This window comes from Methylophaga thalassica MP, from assembly GCF_000214595.1.
In the GTDB taxonomy this organism is placed as follows: Bacteria; Pseudomonadota; Gammaproteobacteria; order Nitrosococcales; family Methylophagaceae; genus Methylophaga; species Methylophaga thalassica.
The window spans coordinates 1,348,216-1,374,735 of the sequence record NZ_AFIG01000001.1 but is presented as its reverse complement, the minus strand read 5'-3'; the positions used below and the strand labels follow the sequence as shown (position 1 = coordinate 1,374,735).

Here is a 26,520-nt window from a genome sequence, read left to right as displayed (position 1 = left end):
ATTATTAGTGACTTTTCTCACCTCCATTTCGACTAGCGCTGTGGTTGTCTTTTTTACCGCGTCCTGAGCCTGATTTATTGCCACCGCCGGACTCTTTATTGACTGTAGCCCAGGCAATTCTTTCAGCTTCTTCTTCAGAAACGCCTTGTTCTTTATAGCTTTCTTCTATATGTTCTGCTTTACGTTTTTGTTTGTCGGTATATTTTTCTTTACTGCCTTGCGCCATGACTTACCTCCATTAAAAACTGAAACAAAGTTATAGGAGGTGACATTTAAGCTAATCGATAGTTTCTGTTGTATTAGCCATCAACTTAGTGATGCTCATGTCGTGTTACCAAAAACTCTAGGCCGGCTCCGATATCTTCCTCACCACACGCAGCCATATCGTCAGGACTTCCTGCCAATGCTTCCTGGTGGGTTAATATCAAATCCCTGCGATCTTCAATCACCTCAGTGTTCTGAGGTTTATCAGCATGAGGTATCGAAATTTTTATCTGCATGGCGATATCCTGTTTTCAGTAAATGCCTTATCTATCATCACTCGGTAGTGACTGATTATGGCTGACTTAAATCGGCTGGCTGATAGAGATAGATTTTTGCGAACAGAAACATCAGCACTGATCTTATTAATGAGTCTGAAAATAAGTCAGTAAGTTGCAATCTGACGAGTAAAGTAAGTCGAAGAGCTGTGGATGATCCTACGTATATCAATTTTTATAACCGAACAGACGTTGTTTCTTTATTTTTTCAGCCACTACCTCAGGCACCAGAGATTCCCAACCGTGTTGATTCTCGGTAATCATTTTCAATACATCCGGTGAAAATATCGGTAAATAGGCTTCATTAAACTCTCTGAGCTGCTGAACGTGTTCACCTTGTTTCAAATACTCATAGAGATTAGCTTGTTTAGGATCAATTCTAAGGTTATCTACTTTGTATAAAGTTCCGGTTTGAGTATCTTTATATGGATAAATGTATAACTTAACGTTGTGCTTGAATAAGCGACCAAAGGCTTCCAGAATCCCACCTTGCAAGCGGCTGTAATAGTCTTCTTTAAACAATTCCACCAAGCTATGGGCCCCCATAGTTAAACCAATATGACGATCGGTATAGCGGGAGAGGTAGGAAACAAGACGATAATATTCTGGATAATCAGAAATCATTACAGTGTGTCCTGCAGCCTCCAGCACGTCAGCACGGCTGATGAAGTCCTCCAGATCAATACTGTCACTTTCACTACGGAGGTTGTGCATTGTGATCTCCATAATTGAGATCGTATCTGCTGGTGACGCTGCATTATCTGCATCAAACTGTTTACGTGCTGAATTGAGCATATCAATGTTGACGTGGGTCACTGGGCGAAAACGTCCACGTTCGACAAGCACATTTTTCTTTCGCAGATGTTCAGATGGCTGCAGAACCTTGCCATCGGCAGAGAACATGGCCACATCGCTCAAGCCAAGTTGCACCAGGCGTAGACTAATCACGCGGTTATCAACATGTAAAAAGGCATCGCCATGCATGTCCACCATATCTACTTCTATACGATCAGTTGTGAGGTTATCCAGTAATGATTTCACTAAGAGATCGGGGCTTTGATAATAGTGGAATGCACCATAAACAAGGTTGACACCAATAATACCGAGCGCTTCTTGTTGTAGAGAGTTTTCATTATCCAGCATACGCACATGAATAATGATTTCACTTGGCGCGCTGTGGGGTTCAGTTTGAAAACGAATACCCAACCAGCCATGACACTCATTTGTTCCGTGATAGTTGCGAGCAGAGACCGTATCAGCAAAGGCAAAAAAAGCGGTAGTGTCGCCGCGTTGTTCACTCAAGCGCTCTATATTGAGGTTATATTCCAACTCCAGCATATCTTCGAGGCGCTCACGACAGACATATCTTGGTGCCTCGCCATAGATATCATCACTTACTTTCATATCATAAGCAGAAATACTTTTTGCGATAGTACCGGCGGCACCACCCACTCTAAAGAACCAACGCACTACCTCCTGACCTGCGCCAATTTCAGCAAAAGAGCCGTAACGGACGTTATCAAGGTTCACTTCAAGTGCTTTTGCTCCGGGAGAGAGTATTTTGTTTTCCATATCTTACCTATTAGACGCGTGTGAAAGAGAGCGTGTTGAGCTTCAGCGAATTTGTTGCTGGTGCAAGTCGGTCATTAGTGTTTTTCTAAGTCACAAAAATGGCTAACCGAATTTAACTACTTAACTTATTTTTCACATATTTAGTGAAAGTATTCAACACCGTAATTTTTTGAAGAAGTCATCATTTAATGAATCTGGTTTGGTTTAAGCGTGACTTACGAATACATGATCATGCCCCCCTGACACTTGCAGCAGCGCAGGGGCCGATTCTACCTGTATATATTTTTGAGCCGGCTCTATGGTCACAGCCAGACATGAGTTACAGACAATTCGCGTTTCTTAAAGAGTGCCTATACCAGCTAAATGAAGCACTCAGCGTGTTGGGGTGTCCATTAATCGTTAAAGTCGGTGATGCTGTCAGCATTCTGGAATCATTGAGGCAAAAATATAATGTCACATCACTATGGTCGTACCAGGAGACCTGGAATGGTTGGACATATCAGCGGGATATTGCTGTTCAGCATTGGGCTGATAAACATCAGCTCAACTGGCATCAACCTCGTCAGCATGGTGTTATCAGACGGCTTAAAGACAGAGATGGGTGGGCCAAGCGCTGGTATCAACATATGAGTGAGGCTTGTTATATCTGTCCTGAAAATCTGACCGGCCCAAGCGAAAAAAATGATTATCTGCCAAAGGCCGACAAACTCGGCTTAGTTGACGATGGTTGTGTTCAACGGCAAGTAGGGGGACGGGAACGAGGACTTCGCCTGTTAGATACGTTTTTGTACGAACGAGGACAGGGATACACTAAGGAAATGTCTTCACCGCTGACAGCGGTTGATAGTTGTTCCCGGCTTTCACCTTATCTTGCATTTGGCACTTTATCGATTCGCGAAGTCTACCAGGCCACTGAGCAACGTATTACCAGTATCAAACAAAGCGATACACAAGTGAGATCACAATGGCGACAAGCAATGCGTTCATTCTCAGCCCGTCTTCGCTGGCATTGTCATTTCATGCAAAAACTGGAGGATGAACCGCGTATTGAGTTTGAGAATATGCATACGATATACGATAGCTTGCGAATGTCCGATATCAATCAGACATATTTTGATGTCTGGCGAAGTGGATTGACCGGGTTTCCTATGATTGATGCCTGCATGCGAGCATTAATTGCTACAGGCTGGATAAACTTTCGTATGCGAGCCATGTTGATGAGTTTTGCCAGTTATCATCTCTGGTTGGATTGGCGGCAACCAGCACTATATCTTGCCAGGTTATTTACGGATTACGAACCAGGTATACATTACCCACAGGTACAGATGCAGTCGGGGACCACCGGCATTAATAGTATTCGAATCTATAACCCTATCAAGCAGGGTATGGAGCAAGATCCCCAAGGCGACTTTATCCGACAATGGATACCTGAATTAGCTGATATGCCAGCACCTTTTATTCATCAACCATGGACTCGTCCTTCATTGATGAACGGGTATCCTGCACCCATTGTTGATGAAAAGTCGGCTCGAAAATTAGCTGCACAACGTCTGTATGAATTAAGGAAGCAATCACAACATAAACAAGAAGCTGCAATTATCGTTAAAAAACATGCGAGTCGAAAAAAAACGCAACGAACAAGAAACAAAAAACATCATCGTGGCAACAAGGTGAGTTGCCTCTTTAAATAAATCCACAGCAAATTTGCTGCAATTGCCTAATGTTAGCCATGTGCACTTCAACGAATTTATCATTTATTTCTACTCACGACTTCATGAGCTGATGACAGGCATAAATGTCGCTTTATCTTAATGTTGGTTTAACACGGTTTGTGTTACATTGCGCGCCTTCCCAATAAGCCGTTTGATCACATGACTTCGCAAGACACAGCATCACATTCTTATTCATTACCCTGGGTTATTTTTGCCCTGGCTATCGGTGGTTTCTGCATTGGCACCACAGAATTTGTGGCAATGGGATTGATTCAGGAAATCGCTGCTGATCTGAAGGTATCCATTCCTTCTGCGGGACATTTCATTACTGCTTATGCCTTAGGTGTGACGGTCGGTGCGCCAGCCCTAGCCATTCTTGGGGCTAAGTTGCCGCGTAAAACCTTGTTATTGGGTTTGATGTTGTTTTATGGCTTGGCTAATGCGATGACCGCGTTTGCAGATAGCTCAACAACCATGTTGCTTAGTCGATTTATCGCTGGGCTACCTCATGGTGCTTATTTTGGTATTGCTTCACTGGTTGCAGCTGATCTGGCCGGACAACATCGTCGGGCTACAGCCATTGCTCAAGTGATGATGGGACTCACCATTGCCAATGTCATAGGCGTGCCTTTTGCTACCTGGTTAGGCCAATCTTTTGGGTGGAGAACGGGCTTTGAGTTTTCTGCGATGATTGCATTGGCGACCATTTTTGCGATTAGCTTTTGTGTGCCACGCATTGCGCCACATGCTTCAGCCAGTTATCGATCGGAACTGGCGGGTTTTAAAAACATCAATATGTGGCTGACCCTGGCCATAGGTGCGATTGGCTTTGGTGGCATGTTTTCTGTTTACAGTTATGCCTCACCAATTTTGACGGAATATACTGGTGCCAGCATTAAAGTGGTTCCCATGGCCTTAGCTGTATTCGGTACTGGTATGGTGATTGGTGGCCTCGTTGCTGGCTGGTTAGCAGATAAACATTTGAACAAAACCATCGTTGCTGTGCTGGTCAGTTCTGCTATTGCTTTTGTGATAGCGGCATTCAGTATGACGCAACTTTATTCAGCGGTTGCGGCCTTGTTTTTGATTGGTTTTACTGTCACAGGTTTAGCGGGTGTGTTGCAGATTCGCTTAATTGATGTAGCAGGGGAGGCACAAGCTCTGGCCGCCTCGCTTAACCATTCGGCATTTAATGCAGCGAACGCCCTTGGTGCCTTTTTAGGTGGTTTTGTGATTAGTCAGCAAATGGGCTGGGTAGCACCGGTCTGGGTGGGCTTATTTTTAAGTTTGTCAGGTCTTGCGGTATTTAAACTCGCACTTACTGTTGAAGCTCGTACAAATTAACAAAAGCAGCTGTTATTCAACATGATCTATTAACTATCGTTAGTGAAGTTGTGCTCCATTTTCCGACAATAATAATTCGAAGTTATCACTCGTGACTGGTTTGGAAAACCAGTAGCCTTGAGCATAATCACAGCCAACGGATTTTAGAAAGTTTAACTGTGCTTCGTTCTCAACCCCTTCGGCAATGACTTTAATATTAAGCTTGTGTGCCATGACGACAATGGCTTCACACATCGCCTGATCATCGTGGTTGATATGAATATTCTGAATAAAAGTACGATCAATTTTTAGGTAATCAGCATTCAGCTTTTTTAAATAAGCCAATGAAGAATATCCAGTACCAAAATCATCAAGTGAGATTTCAATGCCCGCCTGTTTTAACATGCCTAATCGTTGTTCAGTCATTGGGCCTTCATTCATCATCACACCTTCAGTAATTTCCAGGGAAACTGCCTTATTGCTAAGGGCTTTTTGTGATAAAAAATCGGTCCATTCCTGGAGATCGCAAGATTCGTTTTGAAATTGTTTAGGCGATATATTGATGCTGAGCTGAAAGTTTTCTTTAAATTTTTCCTGCCAGGATTTCACTTGAGAGGCACTCTGGCGGAATACCCAATCGCCTAATTCACATATCAACCCAATATCTTCGGCTATTGGGATAAATTCATCTGGGCTAATGTAGCCGAGTTCTGGATGTGTCCACCTCAGTAGAGACTCTGCTTTATCAATCATGCCAGTTTCAAGGTTAACTATGGGCTGATAATGTATTGAAAACTGGTCTGAACCCATCGAGTTTCGAAGATGTTTTACGATCTCCGTTTTGTTAAGGGCATGCTGCGCCATGGAAACATCAAAAAAAGAAAATTTGTTACGACCAGAGAATTTTGCATGATACATCGCCTGATCAGCATGCTTGAGTAGTTCTTGAGTTGATTCACCATGCTCAGGAAATAGAGCAATACCAATACTAAATGAAAAATAGAGTCTTTCGTCGTCTAAAATAAATGGGGATGACATGGCATCCAGCAGTTTCTGAGCAACCGTACTTGCATCTTCTGCTGAGCACATGTCTGTCAGACACACGGTAAATTCATCACCGCCTAATCTGGCTATCAGATCATCTTCACGGATACACATTTTCAAACGTGATGCCGTTTCTCTAATAACGGCATCTCCGATATCATGACCCAAGGTGTCATTGATATCTTTAAAGTTATCAAGATCAAGAAACAAAATGGCGCAGAGTTGATTATTTTTTCTGGAAATAACAAGCGAGTCTTCCAGGCGCTCCATAAACGCACGTCGATTAGGTAAGTCTGTTAGAGGATCGTTATATGTCAGCCTGCAGATGGCTTCCTCTGCTGCCCTACGTTCGGTGATATCAGCAAAGATTGAACAATAATGTGTGATTTCACCAGTACTGTTCGTGATGGCATTAATGGTTATCCATTCGAGAAATAATTCACCATTTTTGCGTTTATTCCAAATTTCACCGCTCCATTTCTTTTCTCGAGAAAGGGCTGTCCACATTTCTCCATAAAACTGTTTATCGTGCTTACCCGAACTCAGTATTCTCGGATTTTTACCAAGAATTTCATGTTGCTTAAAGCCTGTAATTTGAGTGAATGCAGTGTTAACGGCGATGATTTTATTGTCATGACTAGTTATTGTCATTGCCACAGAACTGTGAAAAAAAGCTGATGAAGTGATGTGAATCAGATCATTTTTATCAGATTCTTTACGGCTATCTGATATGGCGTTGAATAGATTATCCAGACTGGTAGGTTTTAAAGGACATTGTTCCTTTGCCAGGCAAGGCAAATCGAAAGGTGAAGATATCACTTCATAATTTTCATTAATTAAAATGATATTGATATTGTTATTAATGTGACGAAGTTTATGAATAGTGCAGTCTGGCATGTTCCTAAGAAAAAAAGTCTCAGCAACGATGGTGTCAATGGCATATTGTTTAAATAAAGCTAATGCATTATCGCAATTATCAGCAGTCAGATAATTACTTATGTGAGAGCCAAGTAAAGTGCTAATTTTATTTTCTGAGTATTTATCTTTGCCCAGATAAAGAACACTCAGTTTTGCCTCTGACGAGGTTCTTGATATCGTCGATGTCATTGACTAATACTCTTTCTGGCTGTTAGTTAATGACCTCATTACAAACAATAATAAATGTAAACATTTGTCATTGTTTGGAGTGAGATAGGTTGGGCCGGTTTTTAATAAACCATGCTTTAAAACAACAAAAGAATGTTTATTCTGTATGGTTTGGTTGTTCGTTGGCACTGTCTCTATATCCCAATCAGCTATGTAGAAAAATGTTATTTTTTTGATTAAATTCACACGTTAGTTATAAGGTTAAATAACCATATAATTAACAAGGTTGTCAATGAACATTTTTACAGTGCTCGGAGAGAGTTGAACATTGATATGTATAAGCGAATAATCCAGTGGAATCATGTAATTCAGATTATGTGCTGTTTGTCTGAATACTTGATCATTACTCAGACTAAAACCGATACATTAGCGCATTATAAAAGACTAATATAGCTCACCAAATATCTCTAAGTGGGTAAGGTAAAGCCGTACATCAAACTCAAGCTGATGGTAGTCAGGTTGCATGTGGGTGCAGAGTTTATAAAAGGCTTTGTTATGGTCTTTCTCTTTTAAATGCGCCAGTTCGTGAACTACAATCATATTCAAAAATTCTATCGGTGCAGTTTTAAATACTGAACCAATACGCATTTCATTTTTGGCTTTTAATTTACTGCCCTGAACGCGTGAGACATAACTGTGTAAACCTAAAGCATTATGCAACACATCCAGCTTGTCATCATAAATCACTTTGCTGAGTGGGCTGGATTGGCGCAGATTCTGGTTCTTCATATCCATCACATAGGCATACAACGTTTTATTAGTTTTAATGTCATGTGTGTCTGGATATTTTTTTAACAGAAACTGGCCGAGTGTTTTTGCTGAAATAGCGGCGCTGACTTGATCGAGAACAGGGGCAGGGTAGCCTGATAAATATTTTAGTGCCGACATAGAGATTGCCTTGTTTTCTGCTTTTTGTTTTTTTAATAACCAACTCTGCGTTTTCATCAGCTACTTGCTTGACTATTTAAGCGTGAAAAGCCATAAATGGAAATCGTTTTTTTACTTTTAAGTGGCTTTTCAGGAATAGTATTTCTGTTGAAGAAAAGGAAGCAAAATGCAGAAGGTGTTAGCGAAAGAATCAATGAAGTTTCTCAAGCTCGTGGCTGTAGGATTATTGCTCATTATTGTACTTATTCTGGCCGGTGAAAAGCTAAGTGGTATAGAAGCACTGATACTGGCTTTGCTGCCTTATCTGCTTTACCAGATATACTCAGCCATGCAGTCGGCAAAGAAACGCAAGAGGAAATAAACAGATATCGTCTCGTCCTGCAGTAATCAATAGGTCAAATACACTGACTTATTGAATCAGAATAAAACGAGCTCAACCACGCACAGCCAGACAATAATTGTTCTTACCCTGACGTTTAACATCATACATTGCTCTATCTGCGACTTTGACCAGTTCATCAAGGGTAGTGCCATGTTCAGGAAAAAAGGCGATACCGATACTGACACCAATGCTGACTTGCCTTGTTTCTTTGTCTGAATAAGTGAATTCTATGGGTGTTTTCAGTTCATTGATAAGCTTTTGGGCAATGATTTCCACGTCATCGCTATCCGTTAGATCATCAATCATCATCACGAACTCATCGCCACCAATTCTTGCCAACTGATCCGCTTGACGTAGGATACCAGTAAACCGCCTAGCCACTTGCCGCAACACCTGATCGCCCGCATCGTGACCCCACGTGTCATTGACCGATTTAAAGCCATCCAGGTCTAAAAACATCACAGCGATTTGTTGATTTTGTCGCTTAGCTTTAGCTAAATAATTATCAGCATGTTGTTGCAAATAATGCAGAGATGGCAGGCCGGTAATAGCATCAAAATGCGCCTGCTTCTCTAATTCGATTTGCGCATGATGGGCTGCTTCTAACGCTTGATGAAGTTCAGTGACATCATATTCAGTGACCAACATTAAAAATTCTGCCGTTAATGGGTGGCGTGTGATGCGAATATCCAGCGTATGTTGGCGAAGGCCTGCACTGGTTTTCATCATATGCGTCCAACGTCCAACCCGTTTTTCCGTGGCATCCTTTAAACGCTCAATCCCTTCTTCGAGCTTATCAAAGCGGGCAGTGAAGGCATTTTTATCACTATCAAGTTGTTGTGGAATGATGTGTTTATAGGCTTCTGTGGCTGCTGGGTTTTCGATGACGATATCACCGGAGAAGGTAAAGGTACTCACTAATACAGTGGTATAGCGCATGGCTTCAACAAGCAGTAAATTTTCAGGCGTTTCCCCGAGTTCAACTTGTTCGTTGATATAAGCAATGATGGCGCGATGACGTTCAGGACCAACTAAAACCGCCCGATGTAACATATACAGTGTTTTGGCTTTACCGTTTGGGTAGGTGGTCCATGGGTCAATGCTGAGACCATTTTTAGCGGCTAATTCAAAGGTTTGGTGCATTCTATCTTTTGCACCTTGGGTATCACCCGATAGATCTTTATTTATCAGTTCATCAACTGAGTTGAGTCCCCAAAACGTTAGCGCTGCTGCATTACCCCACCACCAACCATGTCTATCAAGATCAAAAATCCAGACGATGTTAGGAATCAATTCGTAAAGACCAAGCTCATCTAAACTTTTGATATGGGTAAGGTGACGGTAATCAGTGGTCATGAATCGAGTCAATTTATCGTTTGTGTGTTGTGCTACTGAGTCTTAACCCAGATTATCGCATAAGCAGACATTTTTGCAGAAGGTATAAGCTGGAGCACATATTTGTGCAAAAAAGTACTGATGGCTTAGACCGGCTTCTAAATATAAGCAGGTCTAAGCCAAAATTTTTATTTTAGTGACGTAACGATATCAGCCAGATTAACGTCGAACCGGAGACCCAAAATAAAAATATTATCTAAGTCTTTTTTACGTCCAGGCTCAGAGAATTGATCGGGATTGATGATGTACTGAATATTTGGCTGAACGCGAATTTGTGGTGTTAATTGATAACCATAACTCAGTTCCATCATGACTTGATTATTTGCTGGCGTGCCTGAGCCACCATTGAGTTTCCTTGCTAGTGTTAAGTCTTTCATCGCATCTCGGCTATAGTGTTGCTGGGACACGACAAAAGCGACTGTATCGTCGTTTCGGCTATCGAAAGTGCCACGCTTAACGAAGCCACCTTGTAATTGATAATCTACGGCTAACTCTCCGGAGCCTTTTGTTAATGCGGCGCCGAAGATGGTGAAGCTGCGTTTTGAGTCAGGATCCGGGCGATAAACGACTTGTTCAAAGCGAGCAAATATACCGGAACGCCCGTTTAATTCTTCGTATGGATTGCCTGTCTCGACCGCATTATTACCTGCACTATCTTTTAGAGGATCTGAGTAATCTGTTTTGTCATACCAGCCACCAAATTCATAGGTACGAGGGTAACGATCAGTGTCCCAGCTGGTTTTGTATCCCAAGGTGAAGGGCACGATAAAGCCGTTTGATTCATGAGTATTCCATACCACGCCATGATCACCGTCATCTTGATGCCCGCTATTGTCTTCATACACACCAATATGGGCGTAAACGTTTGGTGTGATCCAATACTTGGAGCGAGCTGCCCAACTGGATACTGGCCACCAAGTAAAGCTGCTGGTACGAAAAACAAATGTTGGATTGCCACAAGCAGCATTATTTTGAAAGTACTGACAAAGCTCAGATCCTAAGAAGTTAATATTGGCCACCATCCGGCCAGCTTCAAGTTCAAGTTTGCCATCGAAGAAATGTTTTTCCAGAGAGAATAAAACCAGACGAGATCCCTGACCTCCATAAATTTCCTGAACAGAGGTACTGTTACCAAGGGCTTTTTCGGCAAGATTATTACCATGTCGGTTAGTTGCTGCTAAATGCAGCGTGGTGTCTGTCCAACCAAATGCCTTATCAAGGTTAATATCAGCACCCAGATAAAGTTGGCCAGCGTAAGCGCTTTTTTCTTTTTTACCGCCATCGATATTGCTGGCAGCTTCGCCAGTATAGGATGAGCTCCATTTTACTAAATTAGTATCGAATGATTCTGCCATTACTGGACTAACAAGACAGAAATAGATGAGTGAAATAAGGGCTGTATAAATACGCATGAGATGAGCCTTCCTATGGTTTACGTCATTCAGATATTTTTTTCGTAAGAAATAGGCAAAGCGTCGTAATAACGCTCCCGACAGCTATTGCTAATGCATACATCCCTACATGGGTGACTGCATTCGGAATACCTAATACAAAAATGCCACCATGAGGCACTTTAAGCTCTACGCCTACAGCCATAGATATTGCCCCTGCAGTTGCAGAACCGAGGATCAAAGCAGGAATAACACGGAAAGGATCGCGAGCAGCATAGGGAATCGCCCCTTCAGTGACGAACGCTACACCGAGCACAGCTGCTGCGTTGCCAGCCTCATATTCCTCTTTATTGAATTTCTTAGGAAATAACTTTGTTGCTAATGCCAAACCAAGAGGTGGTGTCATTCCTCCTGCCATCACGGCAGCCATAGGTGCAAATACATCGCTGGTGACAAGGCCTGTGGCGAAGGCATAAGCAGCTTTGTTGACAGGACCGCCCATATCAAATGCCATCATGCCACCCAATAGCAATCCTAAAAATACGGCACTACCAGCTTGCATTCCCTGAAGCCAATCTTTCAAACCAGACATGATTTCAGCTACCGGCGCGGCAATAACGAAATACATCAAAAGCCCTGTGATCATGGTTGTAAGCACCGGAAGTATCAGTACCGGCTTGAGGCCATCAAGGCTTTTAGGAAGTTGGATTCCTCTATTAAGGGCGACAGTGATATAGCCAGCCATATAACCGGCGACAATACCACCGAGAAAACCGGCACCAAGGTTAGCGGCTAGTAAACCACCCACCATACCGGGAGTGAGTCCTGGTCGGTCTGCAATTGAAAATGATATGTAACCAGCAATCGCGGGCACCATAAGTACAAAAGCGCCTTTTGCGCCAATTTGGTATAGCGCATAGGAGAGGGTCCCGGCATTATCCTCTTGATAGGCATAGATACCGCCTAAGGCAAACGAGATAGCGATGAGTATTCCGCCTGCCACGACAAAAGGAAGCATGAAAGACACCCCTGTCATCAAGTGCTTGTATGCACCTGCAAACCCTTTTTTATTATCTTGCTTTGCCGTCGTTTCATTTTTACTGACTTCTGCTGTGCTACTGGCAGAAGCTTCGTTAAAGGCTTTTTCTATCAGCTTGGCACCATCAGCGATAGCAGGTTTGGTACCGGATTTGAAGAGGGGTTTGCCTTGAAATCTCGATGTGTCTACTGTCGTATCTGCAGCGATAATAACTAAGTCAGCCGAGGCGATTTCTTCAGCAGTCAATTCATTTCTGGCACCTACAGAACCTTGTGTTTCGACCTTTATCTCATAACCCAGATTCTTCGCGCCCAGCTGTAAGCCCTCAGCAGCCATAAATGTATGAGCGATACCCGTTGGACAAGAGGTGATGGCAACGATTTTTTTCCCTGTTTGGGGCGAGCTATCAGTGCTTTTTGATAAGCGCTCCAGTACCTTAGATGGGGTATCCAGTACCTCATTAATACTCGCTGTGATTGTTGGTAGATTAGTAAGAGCTGGGTCATCTATTTCAACATCACCCACCAGAAGCAGAGATTCCGCATCATTGAGCATGGCTGGCGTTATGTCGGTGATTACGCCTTGAGGGGTTCGCACTTCAATACAAAATGAATGCTTGAGTTCTGAAGCCGCTTTTCTTAATACTTCAGCGGCAAGAAGCGCGTGTGTTTCTTTATGTTTATCATCGACGATGATGAGTAGTTTTGACATCTTAATCTCTCCTGTAACCTTTTTTGGTGTAAGGCTCTGATTTAATTATTTATATGGCTTGTTGTAATGGATTTTGCCAAAGCGTTAATGCGCTCTTTCGACGGTAGGTTGGGGCCGTGCAGCTCTAATTTGCCTACAGCGAAAGCCGTTGCTAGTTTTGCCATTTCTTCTACATTAAGATCATCCAGAGCGGCAGCAACCAGGCCTGCGACCATTGCATCACCAGCGCCTACAGAACTTGCACTGCTTATTTTGGGAGGGAGAGCATGAAGCGCTTCTTTATTAGAGAAAAATAATGATCCCTCAGAACCCAAGGAGACAATGACCTTTTCTATACCACGATTAGTGAGTTCTTGAGCGGCATGAATGATGTCACTTGTTTCTTTTAAGTCCCTACCTACATAGGTTTCAAGTTCGTGTAAGTTAGGTTTAATCATAAAAGGAGCAGGGGCGTGACTTGTCAGGATCGAAGACAGAGCCGGGCCACTGGTATCAACAATAATACGTAAATTTTTCGGGGCCAGTTCCTGCATTAAATGAGTGTAAAAATCCTCGGGACAGCCCGGAGGCAGGCTTCCTGATAACACCAGGGTAGAGCCATTTTCGACAGCACTCAGTCTTTGCAAAAGCCTGTCCAGATACACTTGGGATATGTTCTGACCAGACATATTCAGATCTGTCGTTCCACCGCTCGTTTTATTGACGATCTTGATGTTTGTTCTGGTTTCTCCGTCAAAACGAACAAAGTTATCGCGAATTTTTTTCTGTTTAAAAAGCCTGGTAAAAAGTTCTGAATTATCATTACCAAGCAGGCCGGAGGCACAAACGTAAATACCCCAATCCGCCAGGCATGAGGCAACATTGATACCTTTACCACCTGCATTCGAACAAGCGCTATCTACACGGTTAACCTGATCAACTGTCAAGTGATCGACTTCCAGGGTTTGATCGATAGCAGGATTAAGAGTCACAGTCGTTACCGGATGTATCATTATTCAACCCCCTTAAGCTGACGAACCGCTTCTGAGGTTTCGGCTTCGAGAGCTTTTTGTGCTAATGCTTTAAGTTCATCCATTGAACTTTGGCGAAGGCGGGCTTTGACAGCGGGAATGTCAAGTGGTGACATGGATAACTCGGTCACACCCAGTCCGGACAGAATGGCTGCACCGTGCGGATCCCCTGCAATACCACCACAGGCACCAACCCAGCAATTGTGATCCTTAGCGCCATCAACTGTTAGCTTGATAAGTTTGAGAACGGCAGGGTGCAGGCTATCCGCTTCAGCAGCCAATGTCGGATTTTGTCGATCCATTGCGAGACAATATTGAGTTAAATCATTGGTACCGATAGAGAAGAAGTCGGCATGTTTGGCCAATGTCTCAGCTTCAAGTGCTGCTGCCGGTACTTCAATCATGACGCCTATCGGGCAGCTTGGCGCAGCCATTGATTCCCGTACATCTTCACAGATCGCCCGTAGCTTTAAAAACTCAGTCACTGAGGTGACCATTGGGAACATGATTGATAATTTGGCTCCGTCTTTCAGTGCACGGTAAAGCGCACGGAGTTGTGGCTGGAGCAAATCAGCACGTCGAAGCAGTAGTCGAGAACCTCGCACACCTAAAAACGGATTATCTTCTTGAGGTAAGGCGAGTTGTGGTGCTTGTTTATCGCCACCAATATCAAGTGTACGAACAATCAGCTCCCGGCCTTCTAAATTCTTGCTCATGGCAAGGTAAGTTTCGTACTGCTCGTCTTCAGAGGGCTCATCATTTCGTTCAAGATATAAAAACTCAGTACGCATCAAGCCAACACCTTCAGCTCCTTCAGATATGGCTTCTGCCACTTGATCGGGTAGATTGATATTGGCACCGATGAGAATGTGAGTTCCATCTGTGGTTTTCGCAGGCAGTTGACGGGTTTCAGCTTCTTTTGCCTGTTGAGCTTGAAGTTTTGTTATCCACTCCTGTGCTGAATTTATATCATCATCATTCGGATCGATATAAATACGTCCGGCTGTACCGTCAAGAATAACCTGTGAGCAATTAGCAATATCCAGTAAGCCCTGACCACCACCAACTAGAGCGGGTAAGCCTAATGTTCTTGCTAAGATAGCGGTATGAGAGGTGGGGCCACCGTCTGCTGTCGCTAAACCAATCACTTTAGTGATGTCCAGAGCGGCTGTATCTGAGGGGGTGAGGTCGTCACTAATCAGTATGTATGGATGATCGGGACAAGCTGTCTCAGTGGTATTTGATAGTTCAGGGGCGATATGAAATAAGACTCTGTTCCCAACATCTCTGAGATCAGTCGCTCTTGCAGCTAAAACAGGGTTACCGAGCGCAGACAGACGGTTTGCCATACGCTCAACACCGGTATTCCACGCCCAGGCAACACCATGACCATCAGCCATAATCTGACAGACAAGCGTAATGAGATCGGTATCGTTTAATAACTCGATATGTGCCAAGAATATTTTAGCTTCTTGTTTTCCGAGTTGTTGCTCAGTCTCTTGCGAGAGAATTTGTAGCTGTGCTTTTGTTTCTTTCAGAGCTCTATGAAGTCTTGATGCATTATCAGAGAGTGATCCTGTTTCATCAGGGACCTCGAGAGTGTGTGTTATTTTTCGGTAAACTTGCCCAACCACCATGCCAGGGGCTGCCGAGGCACCAATGATGGCCGCTAAATCTTCTCTTGCTTGCCAGGAGGGACTTGATTTTTGTCGTTTTAATGCCAGTTCTGCATCCGCTTTTTCTTGAGCGGAGAGGCTTTTCATCAGCGTATGCATTACTGACAATGCTTTATCAGCATCAGCTCCCTCAGCAGAAACAATAAGCGAGGCACCTTGCCGTACTCCCAAGCGAAGTAGTGCAATTAAATTCTTTGCATCAGCCGTTTTATCAGCATGACGAATGCGAATTGATGAATGGAATTGGCGCGCAGTTTCAATCCATTTTGTGGCTGGGCGAGCGTGTAATCCATTGGGATAATCCAGCGTCCATTCGATTTTTTTTGCGAAGTCCGGCAAGACTTCGTTCTCTTCAGTTTCTTCACTTGAGTTATTGAGTGAAGTGACGATTAGCTGCTCATCATCCGTTTTAAACAATTGTTGAAGTTGTTCGTCGTTTTGTAGCAGGCCGGTTAAGGTTTGCAGTAATGTAATATGCCCATCAGTTTGAGCGGCGATAGCCACCACCATATAGGCTATCTGACCTGGGTTCCATTCCACACCCTGAGGAATTTGAAGTATCGCGACGGCATCTTTTTTTATCAGATGCCGATCTTCAGCGATACCATGTGGAATGGAGATACCTCTGCCAAGAAAGGTATTGGCGCGTGTTTCACGCTGTTTCATGCTTTGTGCGAAAGCGGGATCAACACAGTTATTCTCCACCAGTAGCTGTGTTGCTTGTTCGATAACGGTTTCTTTGTCGGTAGCGCTGACGTTGAGCTGGACTATTTGAACAAGATCTAGCTCGCCATTCGTTTGCTTCGTTACAAGCATCGTTTTTCTCCTCTCTATTTACGCCACGCTTTTTATGTTTACGTGAACATATATTTCTGTTTTGTTGCATTGAAAACGTTTTCATAATAAATGTCAAATTATTTGATGGAATAGCTTTTTAATATATGGTAATGTCTTAATCAATCATTGATATGTATTGATTTTTATTGTTTCAACTAAATTGGAAACGTTTTCTTATATGGCTGTCGGAATTAAAGATGTAGCGAAAATAGCTGGTGTGTCACCAGCTTCAGTTTCTAGGGTATTAGGAGGAGGTTCGGTTAGCGATAAAGTACGGGAAAAAGTACTAAACGCTGTCAAGGCCACAGGATATCGTCCTAATATGGCAGCAAGACGCTTACGTTCAAACCGTACTGAGACTATTGGCTTGATCGTAGCCGATCTGGTCAATCCTTTTTTTACAGCCATCACTCAAGCCGTAGAATCTGCTGCCTATAAGGCTGGCATGCGAGTCATGTTTTGTAACACCGGTGAAGATCCTGAACGTGAAGAAATGTATCTCAGATTTATGCAAGAAGAACGCGTTTCCGGATTGATTGTCGCCCCCACAGCTCTAGGATTGAAGTCGCTGAGCAAATGGAGTTTTGACTTCCCTTTAGTGCTGATTGATCGTGCTAGAGATAAAGAAAAATTCGATGTGATTGTCATGGATAACCAAACCGCGGCTAAAGAGCTTGTTACTCATCTGCACAGCCAGGGATATCAGCGTATTGGCGGTTTATTTGGCGCTACAAGTATTACCGGTGAGCAACGAAAAGAGGGATATATAGACGCTATCCATTCTCTCGGCCTTAAGCCTGAAATCAAAAGTCTGCCATCCACCGCTATTGTTGCTCAAAAAGAGCTTGAAGCATGGTTTGCATCCCCTGACAGGCCAGATGCCATTATCCTCAGTAACAGTCTTTTTACCCGTTCAGCCTTGATGGCTGCGAGAGCGACAGGATTACAAATTCCAGATGATATCGCCATTGCCGGTTTTGATGATGAGCCATGGTCATCATTAGTGGATCCGGGGATTACCGTTATTCGTCAACCCGTTGAAATGATGGGAAAAGAAGCTGTTTCAGCGGTTATTCAACGTATTGAATCACCGAATGCGCCTCTACGTCGCCTTATGCTATCAGGTGAGTGTGTGATTAGAGGTTCAAGTCGGAAGCGGTAGCGTCATCAATATAAGCCGAATTGACAGGAGACATTTATGTCATCTATTGGAAAATCGATAAATCAATTTATTAATGAGCAGCAGAATAAGACTGATTCAAACAGCGACGACTTATCAGGTCTTATTGCTGATATAGCCAGTGCCTGTAAAAAGATTGCTCATCTGGTAAATCGCAGTGCGATCACTGGAATAGGTGGTGCGAGCGCGTCTGAAAATGTACAAGGCGAAGTCCAGAAAAAACTCGACATCATCACCAATGATGTGATGGTTGAACAGCTTAATCATCATGGACACCTGGCAGCGATGATATCTGAGGAAATCGAAGATATTATTCAGATTCCCGAACATCTTCCCAAGGGGAAATATCTTATTGCTTTTGATCCACTGGATGGTTCATCCAATATTGATATTAATATCTCTGTAGGGACTATCTTTTCAATATTACGCTGTTCGGATGCCAGCCGCGAGGTAAGGTCAGATGACTTTTTGCAAGCTGGTACAGAACAAATCTGTGCAGGTTTTTGTGTGTATGGACCCACAACCATGATGATTCTCACTACGGGTAATGGTGTAAACGGTTTTACGCTGGATAGTGAGATTGATGAGTTTGTTTTGACTCATCCTGATATGACTATTCCAGAGGATGCCGCTGAATTTGCGGTGAATATTTCTAATCAACGGTTCTGGGAAAGCTCTGTTCAACGCTATATTAATGAATGTATTCAGGGTGTTGATGGTGAGCGAGAAAAGAACTTCAATATGCGTTGGGTTGCGTCCATGGTGTCAGATGTTTATCGAATTTTAATTCGTGGTGGAATTTTTCTATATCCACTCGATACTAAATCAGCGAACTCAAGTGGCAAACTACGCCTGATGTATGAAGCCAACCCGATGAGTTTTATTGTTGAGCAAGCCGGTGGGCTGAGCACTACAGGCTATCAGCGAATTATGGACATCAAACCAACAGATCTACATCAACGTGTGCCTGTTATTTTGGGATCTAAAAATGAGGTGGAGCGAATAATACGCTATCACCAAGAAGACAAATTGAGCTAAGTCATTCAAAAAGACATGCCTCAATAACACTGAAATATAGATTGCTTAGAGTGGTTAGCAAAATTCAACTCGAGTCGTATGGAATAAAACACTATTTCTCTCAACTAATAGCTTCATGCTATCGCTTATCAATTGATAAAACGCTTTAGGGGAAACCTTTATATATGAACGACACTATCGCATTACTGAAAAATCATCGTTCAGTTCGAGAATTCACACCAGAACCTGTGAGTGATGAATTGGTGCGTCAGATTATTGATGCAGCAGGCTGGTCTGCCACATCTAACTTCGTCCAGGCATACACCGTTATAAGAGTCAGAAATCCACAAACACGTCAGCAGATTGCAGAGCTCGCCGGTTCGCAAACATGGGTGGAAACCAGTCCGGTATTTTTAGTTTTTTGTGCCGATCTCAAACGTAGTCAGGCGGCTTGTGATTATGAAAGTCAGGAAATGGTGTCTGGATATACTGAACAATTCATTATCGCCACCGTCGATGTCAGTCTGGCCGCACAAAATGCGATGATTGCAGCAGAATCGCTCGGCCTTGGAGGTGTTTTTATCGGTGGTATTCGTAATAATCCGGAACAAGTATCTGAGCTACTTAAACTTCCTGAGCAAGTTTATCCTGTGTTTGGGATGTGTCTTGGTTATCCGTCAGCATCGCCCGAGCAAAAGCCAAGGTTACCTGTCGATGTCATTTTGAAAGAAGAAACATACCAGCAAGATAAGTCAGAACTGGAACAGTACAACGAGACGTGCAAAGCCTACTATCAAAATCGTTCCAGCGGTGCCCGTGATGAGACTTGGACACACCAGATAGCCACGATGATGAATAAACCAATGCGTCCCCACATGAAAGCGTTTCTTGAGAAAAAGGGCTTTAAGTTTAAATAAACTTTGGGCAACAGCCTGAGCTAGACGCCTTTACATCCATTGGAACTATTAACTCACAAAATAACCAAACTAATTATCCGATGATGGAAGCACGATTTTCTGGAGTCTGATGATTAGGCTTTCTGCACTCGAAATCGGTTTCCTGCTTGCTCAATATTATTCTGATGGCGAAACAGCTTAGGAGAAAGCATGACAAACTCGAGCACTAAAAACGCTCATTCCCCTACAGAACAGGACCCCAATACAAGCTATAACAAAGGCCCAGCAGGTGGGTGGGGATCGCTGCGCGGTGTATCTCGAATCTTCGGTGAGGTCCATGGTTCTACTGTCGCAGCGAAAATTCTTTCCAGGCTTAATAAGCCCGGTGGGGTGATGTGCAGTTCATGTGCCTGGGCCAAGCCTGCCAATCCCTCACGGTTCGAGTTTTGTGAAAATGGTGCCAAAGCAACCTTATGGGAGTTGGATGAGAAAAAGGCGGATGCTAACTTCTTTGAGCAATATAGCGTTACTGAATTAAAAAACTGGCACGACCATGATCTGGAAAAAGCGGGCAGGTTATCTGAACCGCTTCGCTATGATACGAAACGCGACCGCTATGTGCCGGTCAGTTGGGATGAGGCAATACAGGATATTGGTAAAAAGCTTGCTGCGATGAACCCGAAGCAAGCCGTTTTTTATGCTAGTGGCCATGCCGGCTTGGAAGCGTCCTATCTTTATGCACTTTTTGCGCGGGCAATGGGGCATCAGAATCTGCCACAGTCATCCAATATGTGTCACGAAACGACCAGTGTGAACCTCAAGACCTTTGTCGGTACACCCGTTGGCACCTGTACACTGGAAGACTTCGAACATTGCGATGCCATTTTCTTTTTCGGTCAGAATACCGGCACCAACTCTCCACGCTTTATGCATATCCTCAAAGATGCTGTTGAACGTGGCTGCAAAATTGTGACTTTCAACCCTGTACGTGAACGGGGCCTGATTGAATTCATTGAGCCACAGAATATCATGCAGATGCTCACCAATAACCCCACCGAGATCTCCAACAAATATTATCAGCTCAAACCTGGCGGTGATATTGCCGTCATTGCCGGCATGATGAAGTATTTGCTGGCACGTGAAGAAGCTGCCCCTGGCACCATCCTGGATCAGGATTTTATTGCTGCTGAGACAACAGGTTTTGACGAAACCGTAGAAAAGGTCAACGCATTTGATTGGTCAGATATCGAAGCACAATCTGGCCTAACCCGAACCATGATTGAAGAGGCAGCCGAGATATATTGTCAGGCAGAAAAGGTTATCGGTATCTATGGTATGGGGCTGACGCAGCATGTTGATGGCTGGCTCAATCTGGGGATGTTCTGCAACTTACTGCTGATGCGTGGCAATATAGGTCGCATCGGTGCCGGTATCTCGCCTGTGCGTGGCCACTCAAATGTGCAAGGACAGCGGACCGTCGGTATAGGCGAAAAATCTGCACATATGCCAGCTGATAAATTACATCAGTTATTTGGTATAAATGCCCCGACGGAAGACGGTCAGAATATTGTTCAAGCGAGTGAAGGTGTATTAAATGGCGACATCAAGGCCATGCTTTCACTGGGTGGAAACCTGTTACGGGCTCTGCCTGATCGTGAGCGTTTGGAAAAGGGCTGGTCAAATCTGGATCTGACGGTACATATCGCCACCAAGCCCAATCGATCACACCTTATACCGGGTAAAGTCAGTTATATTCTGCCTTGTCTGGGTCGTACCGATATTGACCAGCAGCAAAGTGGGCCACAAGCTGTTTCTATGGAAGACACGTTCAGTCATATTTATGCCTCGATTGGCGCGGCAGAGCCACCCAGCGATCAAGTCCGTTCCGAGACAGCGATTGTCGCAGGTATCGCGAAGGCAACATTACCTCCCAACCCTAAACTCCGCTGGGATGACTGGGTTGCCAACTACGATCTGATTCGTGATCTGATTGCTGAGACCTTCCCTGATGATTTTAGTGACTTCAACAACAGAATGATGCAGCCCGGTGGCTTCTATCGTGGCAACCCAGCCCGTGAAAGAAAATGGAAAACCGAAATTGGCAAAGCACAATTTACCCCACCAACAACACTTACCTCACTGGGGCAGCATCCCAGCGGTGAGAATGGCTTTACCCTAATTACATTGCGTTCCAACGATCAGTTCAACACCACCATTTACGGCTTTTCTGATCGGCTGCGTGGTTTGGAAGGTAGTCGCGAAATCGTATTGATCAATCGCGAAGAAATGGCACGCCTTGGCTTGCAGGAAGGGCAAATAGTCAGCCTGTATACTCAGATAGAAGATGGCAATCTGCGTCAGGTCGATGGACTGAAAGTGACGGCCTATGATCTACCTGATGGCACAGTAGCCGGCTATTATCCTGAACTGAACCCCCTGGTTCCATTGTCCTATCACGAAAAAAATTCTCTGACGCCAGCATACAAAGGTGTGCCTGTGGAAATCAGGCAATGATGGAGTTTCTGTAGGTTGGGTAGAGTGATAGCGAAACCCAACATTTTGATATTTTATGAGGTGTGTTGTTATTTGATGTGACGTTTTGTTGGGTTTCATGCTTCAACCCAACCTACAGACCGTAAATTGTGGATTGATAGATATGCAAAAAGCGTTGTGTTTATTATTCTTAGCTTTTTCTATGTTGATGAATACATAAAAGCGAGTTGAGCTAAACAGGGACGTGTTGTATGGAAAAATTTGAGCGGTTATTAAAATTAGCAGCATCGGCTGTGGCACTCGTTGTGCCATGTATCTTGTTATCGGGCTTTAGTTACCATATCGGTTATATTTTTACGTTTGGTTTGAGTCATGAGCTCATCAATAAAGACATGTCTGATGTATTGGTCGAAAGTTGGTACATTGGTGTTTTAGGTGCGGAATGGTTACTCACTAAGTGGCCTTTTTTTCTTGGTTTCTTTGTGTTTCTAGTGGTTAGTGGTTTAGCTGCTTTTTTGTTTGCACGACATGCAAAAGAAAATAGTAAAGATTGGCTTTTTAAAGCGTTGAGCAAAGAAAACCAAGGTAAAAAAATATTTGGAATCACGCAGTGGCATTGGTGTCAGTTAGGTGGGATGGCTAATGAGCTTTTTTCGTGGTTAGCTTATCCCATACTCATTGTTTCAATCGCATTAGTGTTGGTGGGATTTTCTTATCAACGTGGTCAATATGATGCCGAAAAACAAATGCAAATATATACAAAATCTGGTTGTCAGAATGAAGAAAAAGTTGGCAGCTGCACGTATTTGCTCGATACCAGTAAAAATAATCAAGTGATTGCAAAAGGTATTCTTATCTCAGCCAATGATAAGAAAGTTGCTCTATACAATAGTAAGGTTGAGGTCTGGATTTTATTAGATAGCTATTTAATTAGGAAAGATAAATAACGTATTTCGGATAAACCAAGTTGGCTGACCCCCTTGATTCTTTTAAGGCGGTCTTTTCAGGCCGCCTTAAATCCTTTGGGAGTTGGAAACTGAAAGTTGTTTGATTATGAATAAATTATTTTTTTGACCTTTTATTCTGATCTAAATAGGGGGATATGCGTTTTTTTAGTACGAAAGATAGATTTAAAAATTTGATTTTTTCGGACGTTTCACCAATGTTGATGTCCCAACGTGACTCCATGAAGTTTAATAGTTTGATCCCTCTTTCTAGGATATCGTTAGCTGTCCATGAGTCTTTACATGCAACTTCATTTTCAGCATAAGAACCGTACCTAAACCCTACTCTAACGGCTTCACTTCCCAACTTGTCTTTAAAGCATTTATTTTGGAAACTTGAATTTTTAGCGCGTGATAAAGGCAGTAAATTACCCAATGAGTGTCTCAATACACTTTTTTCTTTTGAGGAATAAATATTGTAGAGTTTGGTCCAACATTCTTTACGCGGGCGTTGCGGATAGATGTGTTCTACAGTGTAGTGATCACTATCATCTTCAATAATAAAATTATCCCAGTTTATTTTATCTCTATTTGTTTTAGATTCATTTTTTAAGTTTAGATCATATTCATATAGGAAATACTTTATACCTCTCCAATTGTAAAAACCGCTACGTTTAAATGAGTCTTTTATTATGTTAATTAAGTTTTTGTCTTTTTTTAATTTTTCATTTCTTTCGCTTAATGATTCTAAAGCTTTTTCTGGGGTTAGTTTTCCTGTTGTTAGTTCTGCTGATATTTCAAGAAACTGATAAGCACCCACGTCTAAAAAATGTTGATACCTAACTAGATATATAAAAAACATGAATTTTTCTAAAGATTTAAGTAATTTTATACGCAGTTGGGTATTTTTTTCTTGTTGGAAAAATACCATTATTAGAGGAGCAACTGGTTCAATCCCAATTCGGCACAATTTTTCTAGCCATACTTTTTCATCTGTCGAATAAGAGCTATCATTCGGATTGAGAATTTGATACCAAGTTTCTACAGACTCTTTAAGGCTTTCAGCGTATTTTTTTACCTCTATTAGTGTGAGGTTTTTATTTTTATCATCAGTTGATGCGTTAATGCTTTTCGCTGTAAATTTTTCTTCGAGCAAATAGTCTTTGAAGTAGTATTTATATTGGCGCTGTATGTACCTTATTCCCCGACTACCATCCATTTCATCTTTAAGAATATTACCAAAATAAAGTATAAAATGATTTTCTAAAAATAAATCATCATTCAATGGTTTGAGTTTGTTTTTACCTAGATAATGATAAATAGATTTCCAACTATCATTAATTAATCTTCGTAGAATTTGTTTTTCGTAATCAGCAACATTAAATTTCGTAGATAAATAAATTAATCTATTTTTTAGAAGCTCTAAGTGAGATAGTTCCTTGCCTCTATTATTCATTGTTTCAAAAGCAACGAATACATCAATGTCTCTTGAAATTGCGTAGATGTTAAATAAGAAGTTTTGAGTTACTTTTGTGTAGACTCTTTCGATCTCATCAAACTCAAGATTTCTTAATTTAGCAATAAAAAAGCTTTTAGCTAACTCTAGGTTGTGCGTGTATATGGTCTCTTCATTCTTGTATGAAGAACTTGAGTTCTCCAAAAATATTTTTGTTTTTAAGTATTCGTAGCTTGGATTATCTTTTTCATATCCGAAAATATATGAACGTGAGACACCGTCATCCTTGGAGTCAAAAAGGTATTTCTTTTTTATTTCAGCTATTGAGGTAAAGTTTAATTTTTTATCGGCTATTTGCAATCTGAGGTTGGAATTCAACCCTAGATAACAATTATTACATAGCTCAAACTAATCATCGTTTGGTTGGAATCCCTGGGAATTAGCACTAATAAACAACCTGTATATTGGTTGGAAATGTGACGATTGTAATTAGATTCGATTCTTTTCAACCAACCTTCTATAGTGTTCACCAAGAGCGGTTAGCCTGCACGATTTACTTTCCATCGCAGCATTCCACATATGATCCGCTCCGTCAGGCACAAGGAGGTTTAATCGGTTATATTTCTGAAGTACAGAAAATATTCTTGTGTTTTCTTCAACTGGGTTTGGCATTCCTTCATCCCTACCTTTCATTTCAGGTTCAAACGTAGGATCAAGAGGAAATGAATATCCAGGAGTGGGGAACAATGTTGTAATCTTTCTTAAATCCTCAATGGATATAGAAGGGGAGGATTTTCTTAACGACACAAATTGCTTCACGTTTGTTTTGAAAACAGGGCGTTGTTCCCATGCCCCAAGAGATTGATCAATATGAGCATAAATACTCCCTGGGGTAATGTCGCCTGTTAAGTTGGCTGCACTACCGCTTAGTGCATCAACCAACAACGTGGTAAAAACTCCACGTCCATTTTGCTCTGTAGCGTACTGGTCTTTAGTTGAAGCTGTTAAAACTGTCACACCTTCGGCAAGCGACGCTAGTTGTCCAGCTTCAGGAGGTGTCCCAGCAATTCCTGAGTGACAACTATCAAGTATAATTAGTTTGTTTTTGGCTGGGGAGTTGTTTGCAATTGTCAGTATTTCCGTAAGTGAAACACCTTCATCGCCTCTTGCAGCATCCGATGTTAATAAATAACCTCCCGTAGCCTCAATATGACCGTGCCCAGCAAAATAGAACAAAGCAATATCTGCATCTGCTTTAAATAATTCAGTAATTTGGTCTTTTAAATCACCACGTTTAACTGTCTCGCTAGGTCCTGTTCCTGTCAGCAATCGGCAATCAAAATTCACAGAACCGCCATCGTGTCTTTCCAAAATTGCTTTTACGGAATGCGCGTCATTCACACATCCATATAGGTGACCCCCATGCTCGTAATGGTTAACACCTACTATCAAAGCGATCCTCATAATTTCGTCCTTTATAAACTGTCTATGAAATTTTTAATGGCATCCCAGGTCCAAACAACAGTTTTGACACCTTCTACATTTGTCCTGTCATCCGTGTATGCCCAAACTCCCAAAACTTTTTTGCCTTCTTCTTTTGCACAAGCTATTTCCCACTTCTGACCACTTGACTTCAATGAGTTATTGCTAATAAGTGCAATGACACCGTCAGACCTTTTAATGCGAGTTCTTACTTTGGCCTTCCAATCAGCGTCGTAAGCTTCTTTTACAGACATATCGATATATTCAAAAGGGGAGTTGGTATTTAACGATTGACCCTTTAAAAAATCCCGCTGTCTCTCGTCTTCAATCGCAAAAGCTATAAATATCGTTTTTTTAGTAGCCATATATCAGTTCTCCATTTTATTG

At 42.5% G+C, this 26,520-nt stretch carries 21 protein-coding genes; 8 read left to right on the top strand and 13 right to left on the bottom strand.

Annotation, left to right across the window (positions count from 1 at the left end; translation table 11 throughout):
- Window positions 1-4: 4 nt before the first annotated feature.
- The 3 genes from MAMP_RS06490 to MAMP_RS06480 form a co-directional block, all read right to left on the bottom strand.
- Complete coding sequence (locus MAMP_RS06490) at window positions 5-226, bottom strand: hypothetical protein (protein ID WP_007145212.1); 222 nt, start codon at window positions 224-226, stop codon at window positions 5-7.
- Window positions 227-311: 85 nt separating this feature from the next.
- Window positions 312-500, bottom strand: a complete 189-nt coding sequence (locus MAMP_RS06485; protein WP_007145211.1) for a hypothetical protein — start codon at window positions 498-500, stop codon at window positions 312-314.
- Window positions 501-707: 207 nt separating this feature from the next.
- Window positions 708-2,111 (bottom strand): hypothetical protein, encoded by a 1,404-nt coding sequence (locus MAMP_RS06480; RefSeq protein WP_007145210.1) that lies wholly within the window; start codon window positions 2,109-2,111, stop codon window positions 708-710.
- A gap of 188 nt (window positions 2,112-2,299) precedes the next feature.
- Between MAMP_RS06480 and MAMP_RS06475 the strand changes: the two genes are divergently transcribed.
- Together MAMP_RS06475 and MAMP_RS06470 are read left to right on the top strand one after the other, a co-directional pair.
- Window positions 2,300-3,802 carry an FAD-binding domain-containing protein gene (locus MAMP_RS06475; RefSeq protein ID WP_007145209.1) on the top strand — a complete coding sequence of 501 codons (1,503 nt, stop codon included), beginning with the start codon at window positions 2,300-2,302 and terminating at the stop codon, window positions 3,800-3,802.
- Between the two features lie 180 nt (window positions 3,803-3,982).
- On the top strand, window positions 3,983-5,167 hold the full coding sequence (locus MAMP_RS06470; protein ID WP_007145208.1) for an MFS transporter: 1,185 nt from the start codon (window positions 3,983-3,985) through the stop codon (window positions 5,165-5,167).
- A 39-nt stretch (window positions 5,168-5,206) separates the two neighbouring features.
- On the opposite strand, the gene MAMP_RS06465 is transcribed toward MAMP_RS06470, so the two are convergent.
- Together MAMP_RS06465 and MAMP_RS06460 are read right to left on the bottom strand one after the other, a co-directional pair.
- A complete protein-coding gene (locus MAMP_RS06465) occupies window positions 5,207-7,297 on the bottom strand; it encodes a putative bifunctional diguanylate cyclase/phosphodiesterase (RefSeq protein WP_007145207.1) in 2,091 nt (696 codons plus the stop codon).
- Window positions 7,298-7,720: 423 nt separating this feature from the next.
- A complete protein-coding gene (locus MAMP_RS06460; protein WP_007145205.1) occupies window positions 7,721-8,281 on the bottom strand; it encodes a YgjP-like metallopeptidase domain-containing protein in 561 nt (186 codons plus the stop codon).
- A gap of 109 nt (window positions 8,282-8,390) precedes the next feature.
- Between MAMP_RS06460 and MAMP_RS06455 the strand changes: the two genes are divergently transcribed.
- Complete coding sequence (locus MAMP_RS06455) at window positions 8,391-8,585, top strand: hypothetical protein (RefSeq protein WP_007145204.1); 195 nt, start codon at window positions 8,391-8,393, stop codon at window positions 8,583-8,585.
- Between the two features lie 72 nt (window positions 8,586-8,657).
- Here MAMP_RS06455 and MAMP_RS06450 read toward each other — a convergent pair whose 3' ends face one another.
- The 5 genes from MAMP_RS06450 to ptsP form a co-directional block, all read right to left on the bottom strand.
- Window positions 8,658-9,962 (bottom strand): GGDEF domain-containing protein, encoded by a 1,305-nt coding sequence (locus MAMP_RS06450; protein WP_007145203.1) that lies wholly within the window; start codon window positions 9,960-9,962, stop codon window positions 8,658-8,660.
- A 167-nt stretch (window positions 9,963-10,129) separates the two neighbouring features.
- Window positions 10,130-11,413, bottom strand: a complete 1,284-nt coding sequence (locus tag MAMP_RS06445) for a carbohydrate porin (protein WP_007145202.1) — start codon at window positions 11,411-11,413, stop codon at window positions 10,130-10,132.
- 25 nt (window positions 11,414-11,438) lie between these two features.
- Window positions 11,439-13,142 (bottom strand): fructose-specific PTS transporter subunit EIIC, encoded by a 1,704-nt coding sequence (locus MAMP_RS16610; protein WP_007145201.1) that lies wholly within the window; start codon window positions 13,140-13,142, stop codon window positions 11,439-11,441.
- Window positions 13,143-13,183: 41 nt separating this feature from the next.
- Complete coding sequence (gene pfkB / locus MAMP_RS06435) at window positions 13,184-14,134, bottom strand: 1-phosphofructokinase (protein WP_007145200.1); 951 nt, start codon at window positions 14,132-14,134, stop codon at window positions 13,184-13,186.
- Window positions 14,134-16,644 carry a phosphoenolpyruvate--protein phosphotransferase gene (ptsP, locus tag MAMP_RS06430; protein WP_007145199.1) on the bottom strand — a complete coding sequence of 837 codons (2,511 nt, stop codon included), beginning with the start codon at window positions 16,642-16,644 and terminating at the stop codon, window positions 14,134-14,136. Before ptsP ends, pfkB begins: the two co-directional genes overlap by 1 nt.
- Before the next feature lie 199 nt (window positions 16,645-16,843).
- On the opposite strand from ptsP, the gene MAMP_RS06425 reads away from it, so the two are divergent.
- From MAMP_RS06425 to MAMP_RS06405, 5 genes are all read left to right on the top strand, one after another.
- Window positions 16,844-17,827 carry a LacI family DNA-binding transcriptional regulator gene (locus MAMP_RS06425; RefSeq protein ID WP_040576227.1) on the top strand — a complete coding sequence of 328 codons (984 nt, stop codon included), beginning with the start codon at window positions 16,844-16,846 and terminating at the stop codon, window positions 17,825-17,827.
- Between the two features lie 36 nt (window positions 17,828-17,863).
- Entirely contained in the window at window positions 17,864-18,883 is a 1,020-nt protein-coding gene (locus MAMP_RS06420; protein WP_007145197.1) for a class 1 fructose-bisphosphatase, read from the top strand.
- Between the two features lie 164 nt (window positions 18,884-19,047).
- On the top strand, window positions 19,048-19,779 hold the full coding sequence (gene nfsA, locus MAMP_RS06415; protein ID WP_007145196.1) for an oxygen-insensitive NADPH nitroreductase: 732 nt from the start codon (window positions 19,048-19,050) through the stop codon (window positions 19,777-19,779).
- Between the two features lie 189 nt (window positions 19,780-19,968).
- Window positions 19,969-22,272, top strand: a complete 2,304-nt coding sequence (locus MAMP_RS06410) for an FdhF/YdeP family oxidoreductase (protein WP_040576226.1) — start codon at window positions 19,969-19,971, stop codon at window positions 22,270-22,272.
- Window positions 22,273-22,502: 230 nt separating this feature from the next.
- On the top strand, window positions 22,503-23,198 hold the full coding sequence (locus tag MAMP_RS06405; RefSeq protein WP_007145193.1) for a hypothetical protein: 696 nt from the start codon (window positions 22,503-22,505) through the stop codon (window positions 23,196-23,198).
- 115 nt (window positions 23,199-23,313) lie between these two features.
- Here MAMP_RS06405 and MAMP_RS06400 read toward each other — a convergent pair whose 3' ends face one another.
- The 3 genes from MAMP_RS06400 to MAMP_RS06390 form a co-directional block, all read right to left on the bottom strand.
- The gene (locus MAMP_RS06400; protein ID WP_139031840.1) at window positions 23,314-25,011 is read right to left on the bottom strand and encodes a DUF262 domain-containing protein; all 1,698 of its coding nucleotides are present in this window, start codon (window positions 25,009-25,011) and stop codon (window positions 23,314-23,316) included.
- A 129-nt stretch (window positions 25,012-25,140) separates the two neighbouring features.
- A complete protein-coding gene (locus MAMP_RS06395) occupies window positions 25,141-26,115 on the bottom strand; it encodes a caspase family protein (protein WP_007145191.1) in 975 nt (324 codons plus the stop codon).
- Between the two features lie 11 nt (window positions 26,116-26,126).
- Window positions 26,127-26,498: a TIR domain-containing protein gene (locus MAMP_RS06390; protein WP_007145190.1), complete on the bottom strand. Its 372-nt coding sequence runs from the start codon at window positions 26,496-26,498 to the stop codon at window positions 26,127-26,129.
- Window positions 26,499-26,520 lie beyond the last annotated feature (22 nt).

Coding starts and splice junctions, on each gene's coding strand:
- MAMP_RS06490 (WP_007145212.1), bottom strand. CDS start 226: ATGGCGCAAGGCAGTAAAGAAAAATATACCGACAAACAAAAACGTAAA.
- MAMP_RS06485 (WP_007145211.1), bottom strand. CDS start 500: ATGCAGATAAAAATTTCGATACCTCATGCTGATAAACCTCAGAACACT.
- MAMP_RS06480 (WP_007145210.1), bottom strand. CDS start 2,111: ATGGAAAACAAAATACTCTCTCCCGGAGCAAAAGCACTTGAAGTGAAC.
- MAMP_RS06475 (WP_007145209.1), top strand. CDS start 2,300: ATGAATCTGGTTTGGTTTAAGCGTGACTTACGAATACATGATCATGCC.
- MAMP_RS06470 (WP_007145208.1), top strand. CDS start 3,983: ATGACTTCGCAAGACACAGCATCACATTCTTATTCATTACCCTGGGTT.
- MAMP_RS06465 (WP_007145207.1), bottom strand. CDS start 7,297: ATGACATCGACGATATCAAGAACCTCGTCAGAGGCAAAACTGAGTGTT.
- MAMP_RS06460 (WP_007145205.1), bottom strand. CDS start 8,281: ATGAAAACGCAGAGTTGGTTATTAAAAAAACAAAAAGCAGAAAACAAG.
- MAMP_RS06455 (WP_007145204.1), top strand. CDS start 8,391: ATGCAGAAGGTGTTAGCGAAAGAATCAATGAAGTTTCTCAAGCTCGTG.
- MAMP_RS06450 (WP_007145203.1), bottom strand. CDS start 9,962: ATGACCACTGATTACCGTCACCTTACCCATATCAAAAGTTTAGATGAG.
- MAMP_RS06445 (WP_007145202.1), bottom strand. CDS start 11,413: ATGCGTATTTATACAGCCCTTATTTCACTCATCTATTTCTGTCTTGTT.
- MAMP_RS16610 (WP_007145201.1), bottom strand. CDS start 13,142: ATGTCAAAACTACTCATCATCGTCGATGATAAACATAAAGAAACACAC.
- pfkB (WP_007145200.1), bottom strand. CDS start 14,134: ATGATACATCCGGTAACGACTGTGACTCTTAATCCTGCTATCGATCAA.
- ptsP (WP_007145199.1), bottom strand. CDS start 16,644: ATGCTTGTAACGAAGCAAACGAATGGCGAGCTAGATCTTGTTCAAATA.
- MAMP_RS06425 (WP_040576227.1), top strand. CDS start 16,844: ATGGCTGTCGGAATTAAAGATGTAGCGAAAATAGCTGGTGTGTCACCA.
- MAMP_RS06420 (WP_007145197.1), top strand. CDS start 17,864: ATGTCATCTATTGGAAAATCGATAAATCAATTTATTAATGAGCAGCAG.
- nfsA (WP_007145196.1), top strand. CDS start 19,048: ATGAACGACACTATCGCATTACTGAAAAATCATCGTTCAGTTCGAGAA.
- MAMP_RS06410 (WP_040576226.1), top strand. CDS start 19,969: ATGACAAACTCGAGCACTAAAAACGCTCATTCCCCTACAGAACAGGAC.
- MAMP_RS06405 (WP_007145193.1), top strand. CDS start 22,503: ATGGAAAAATTTGAGCGGTTATTAAAATTAGCAGCATCGGCTGTGGCA.
- MAMP_RS06395 (WP_007145191.1), bottom strand. CDS start 26,115: ATGAGGATCGCTTTGATAGTAGGTGTTAACCATTACGAGCATGGGGGT.
- MAMP_RS06390 (WP_007145190.1), bottom strand. CDS start 26,498: ATGGCTACTAAAAAAACGATATTTATAGCTTTTGCGATTGAAGACGAG.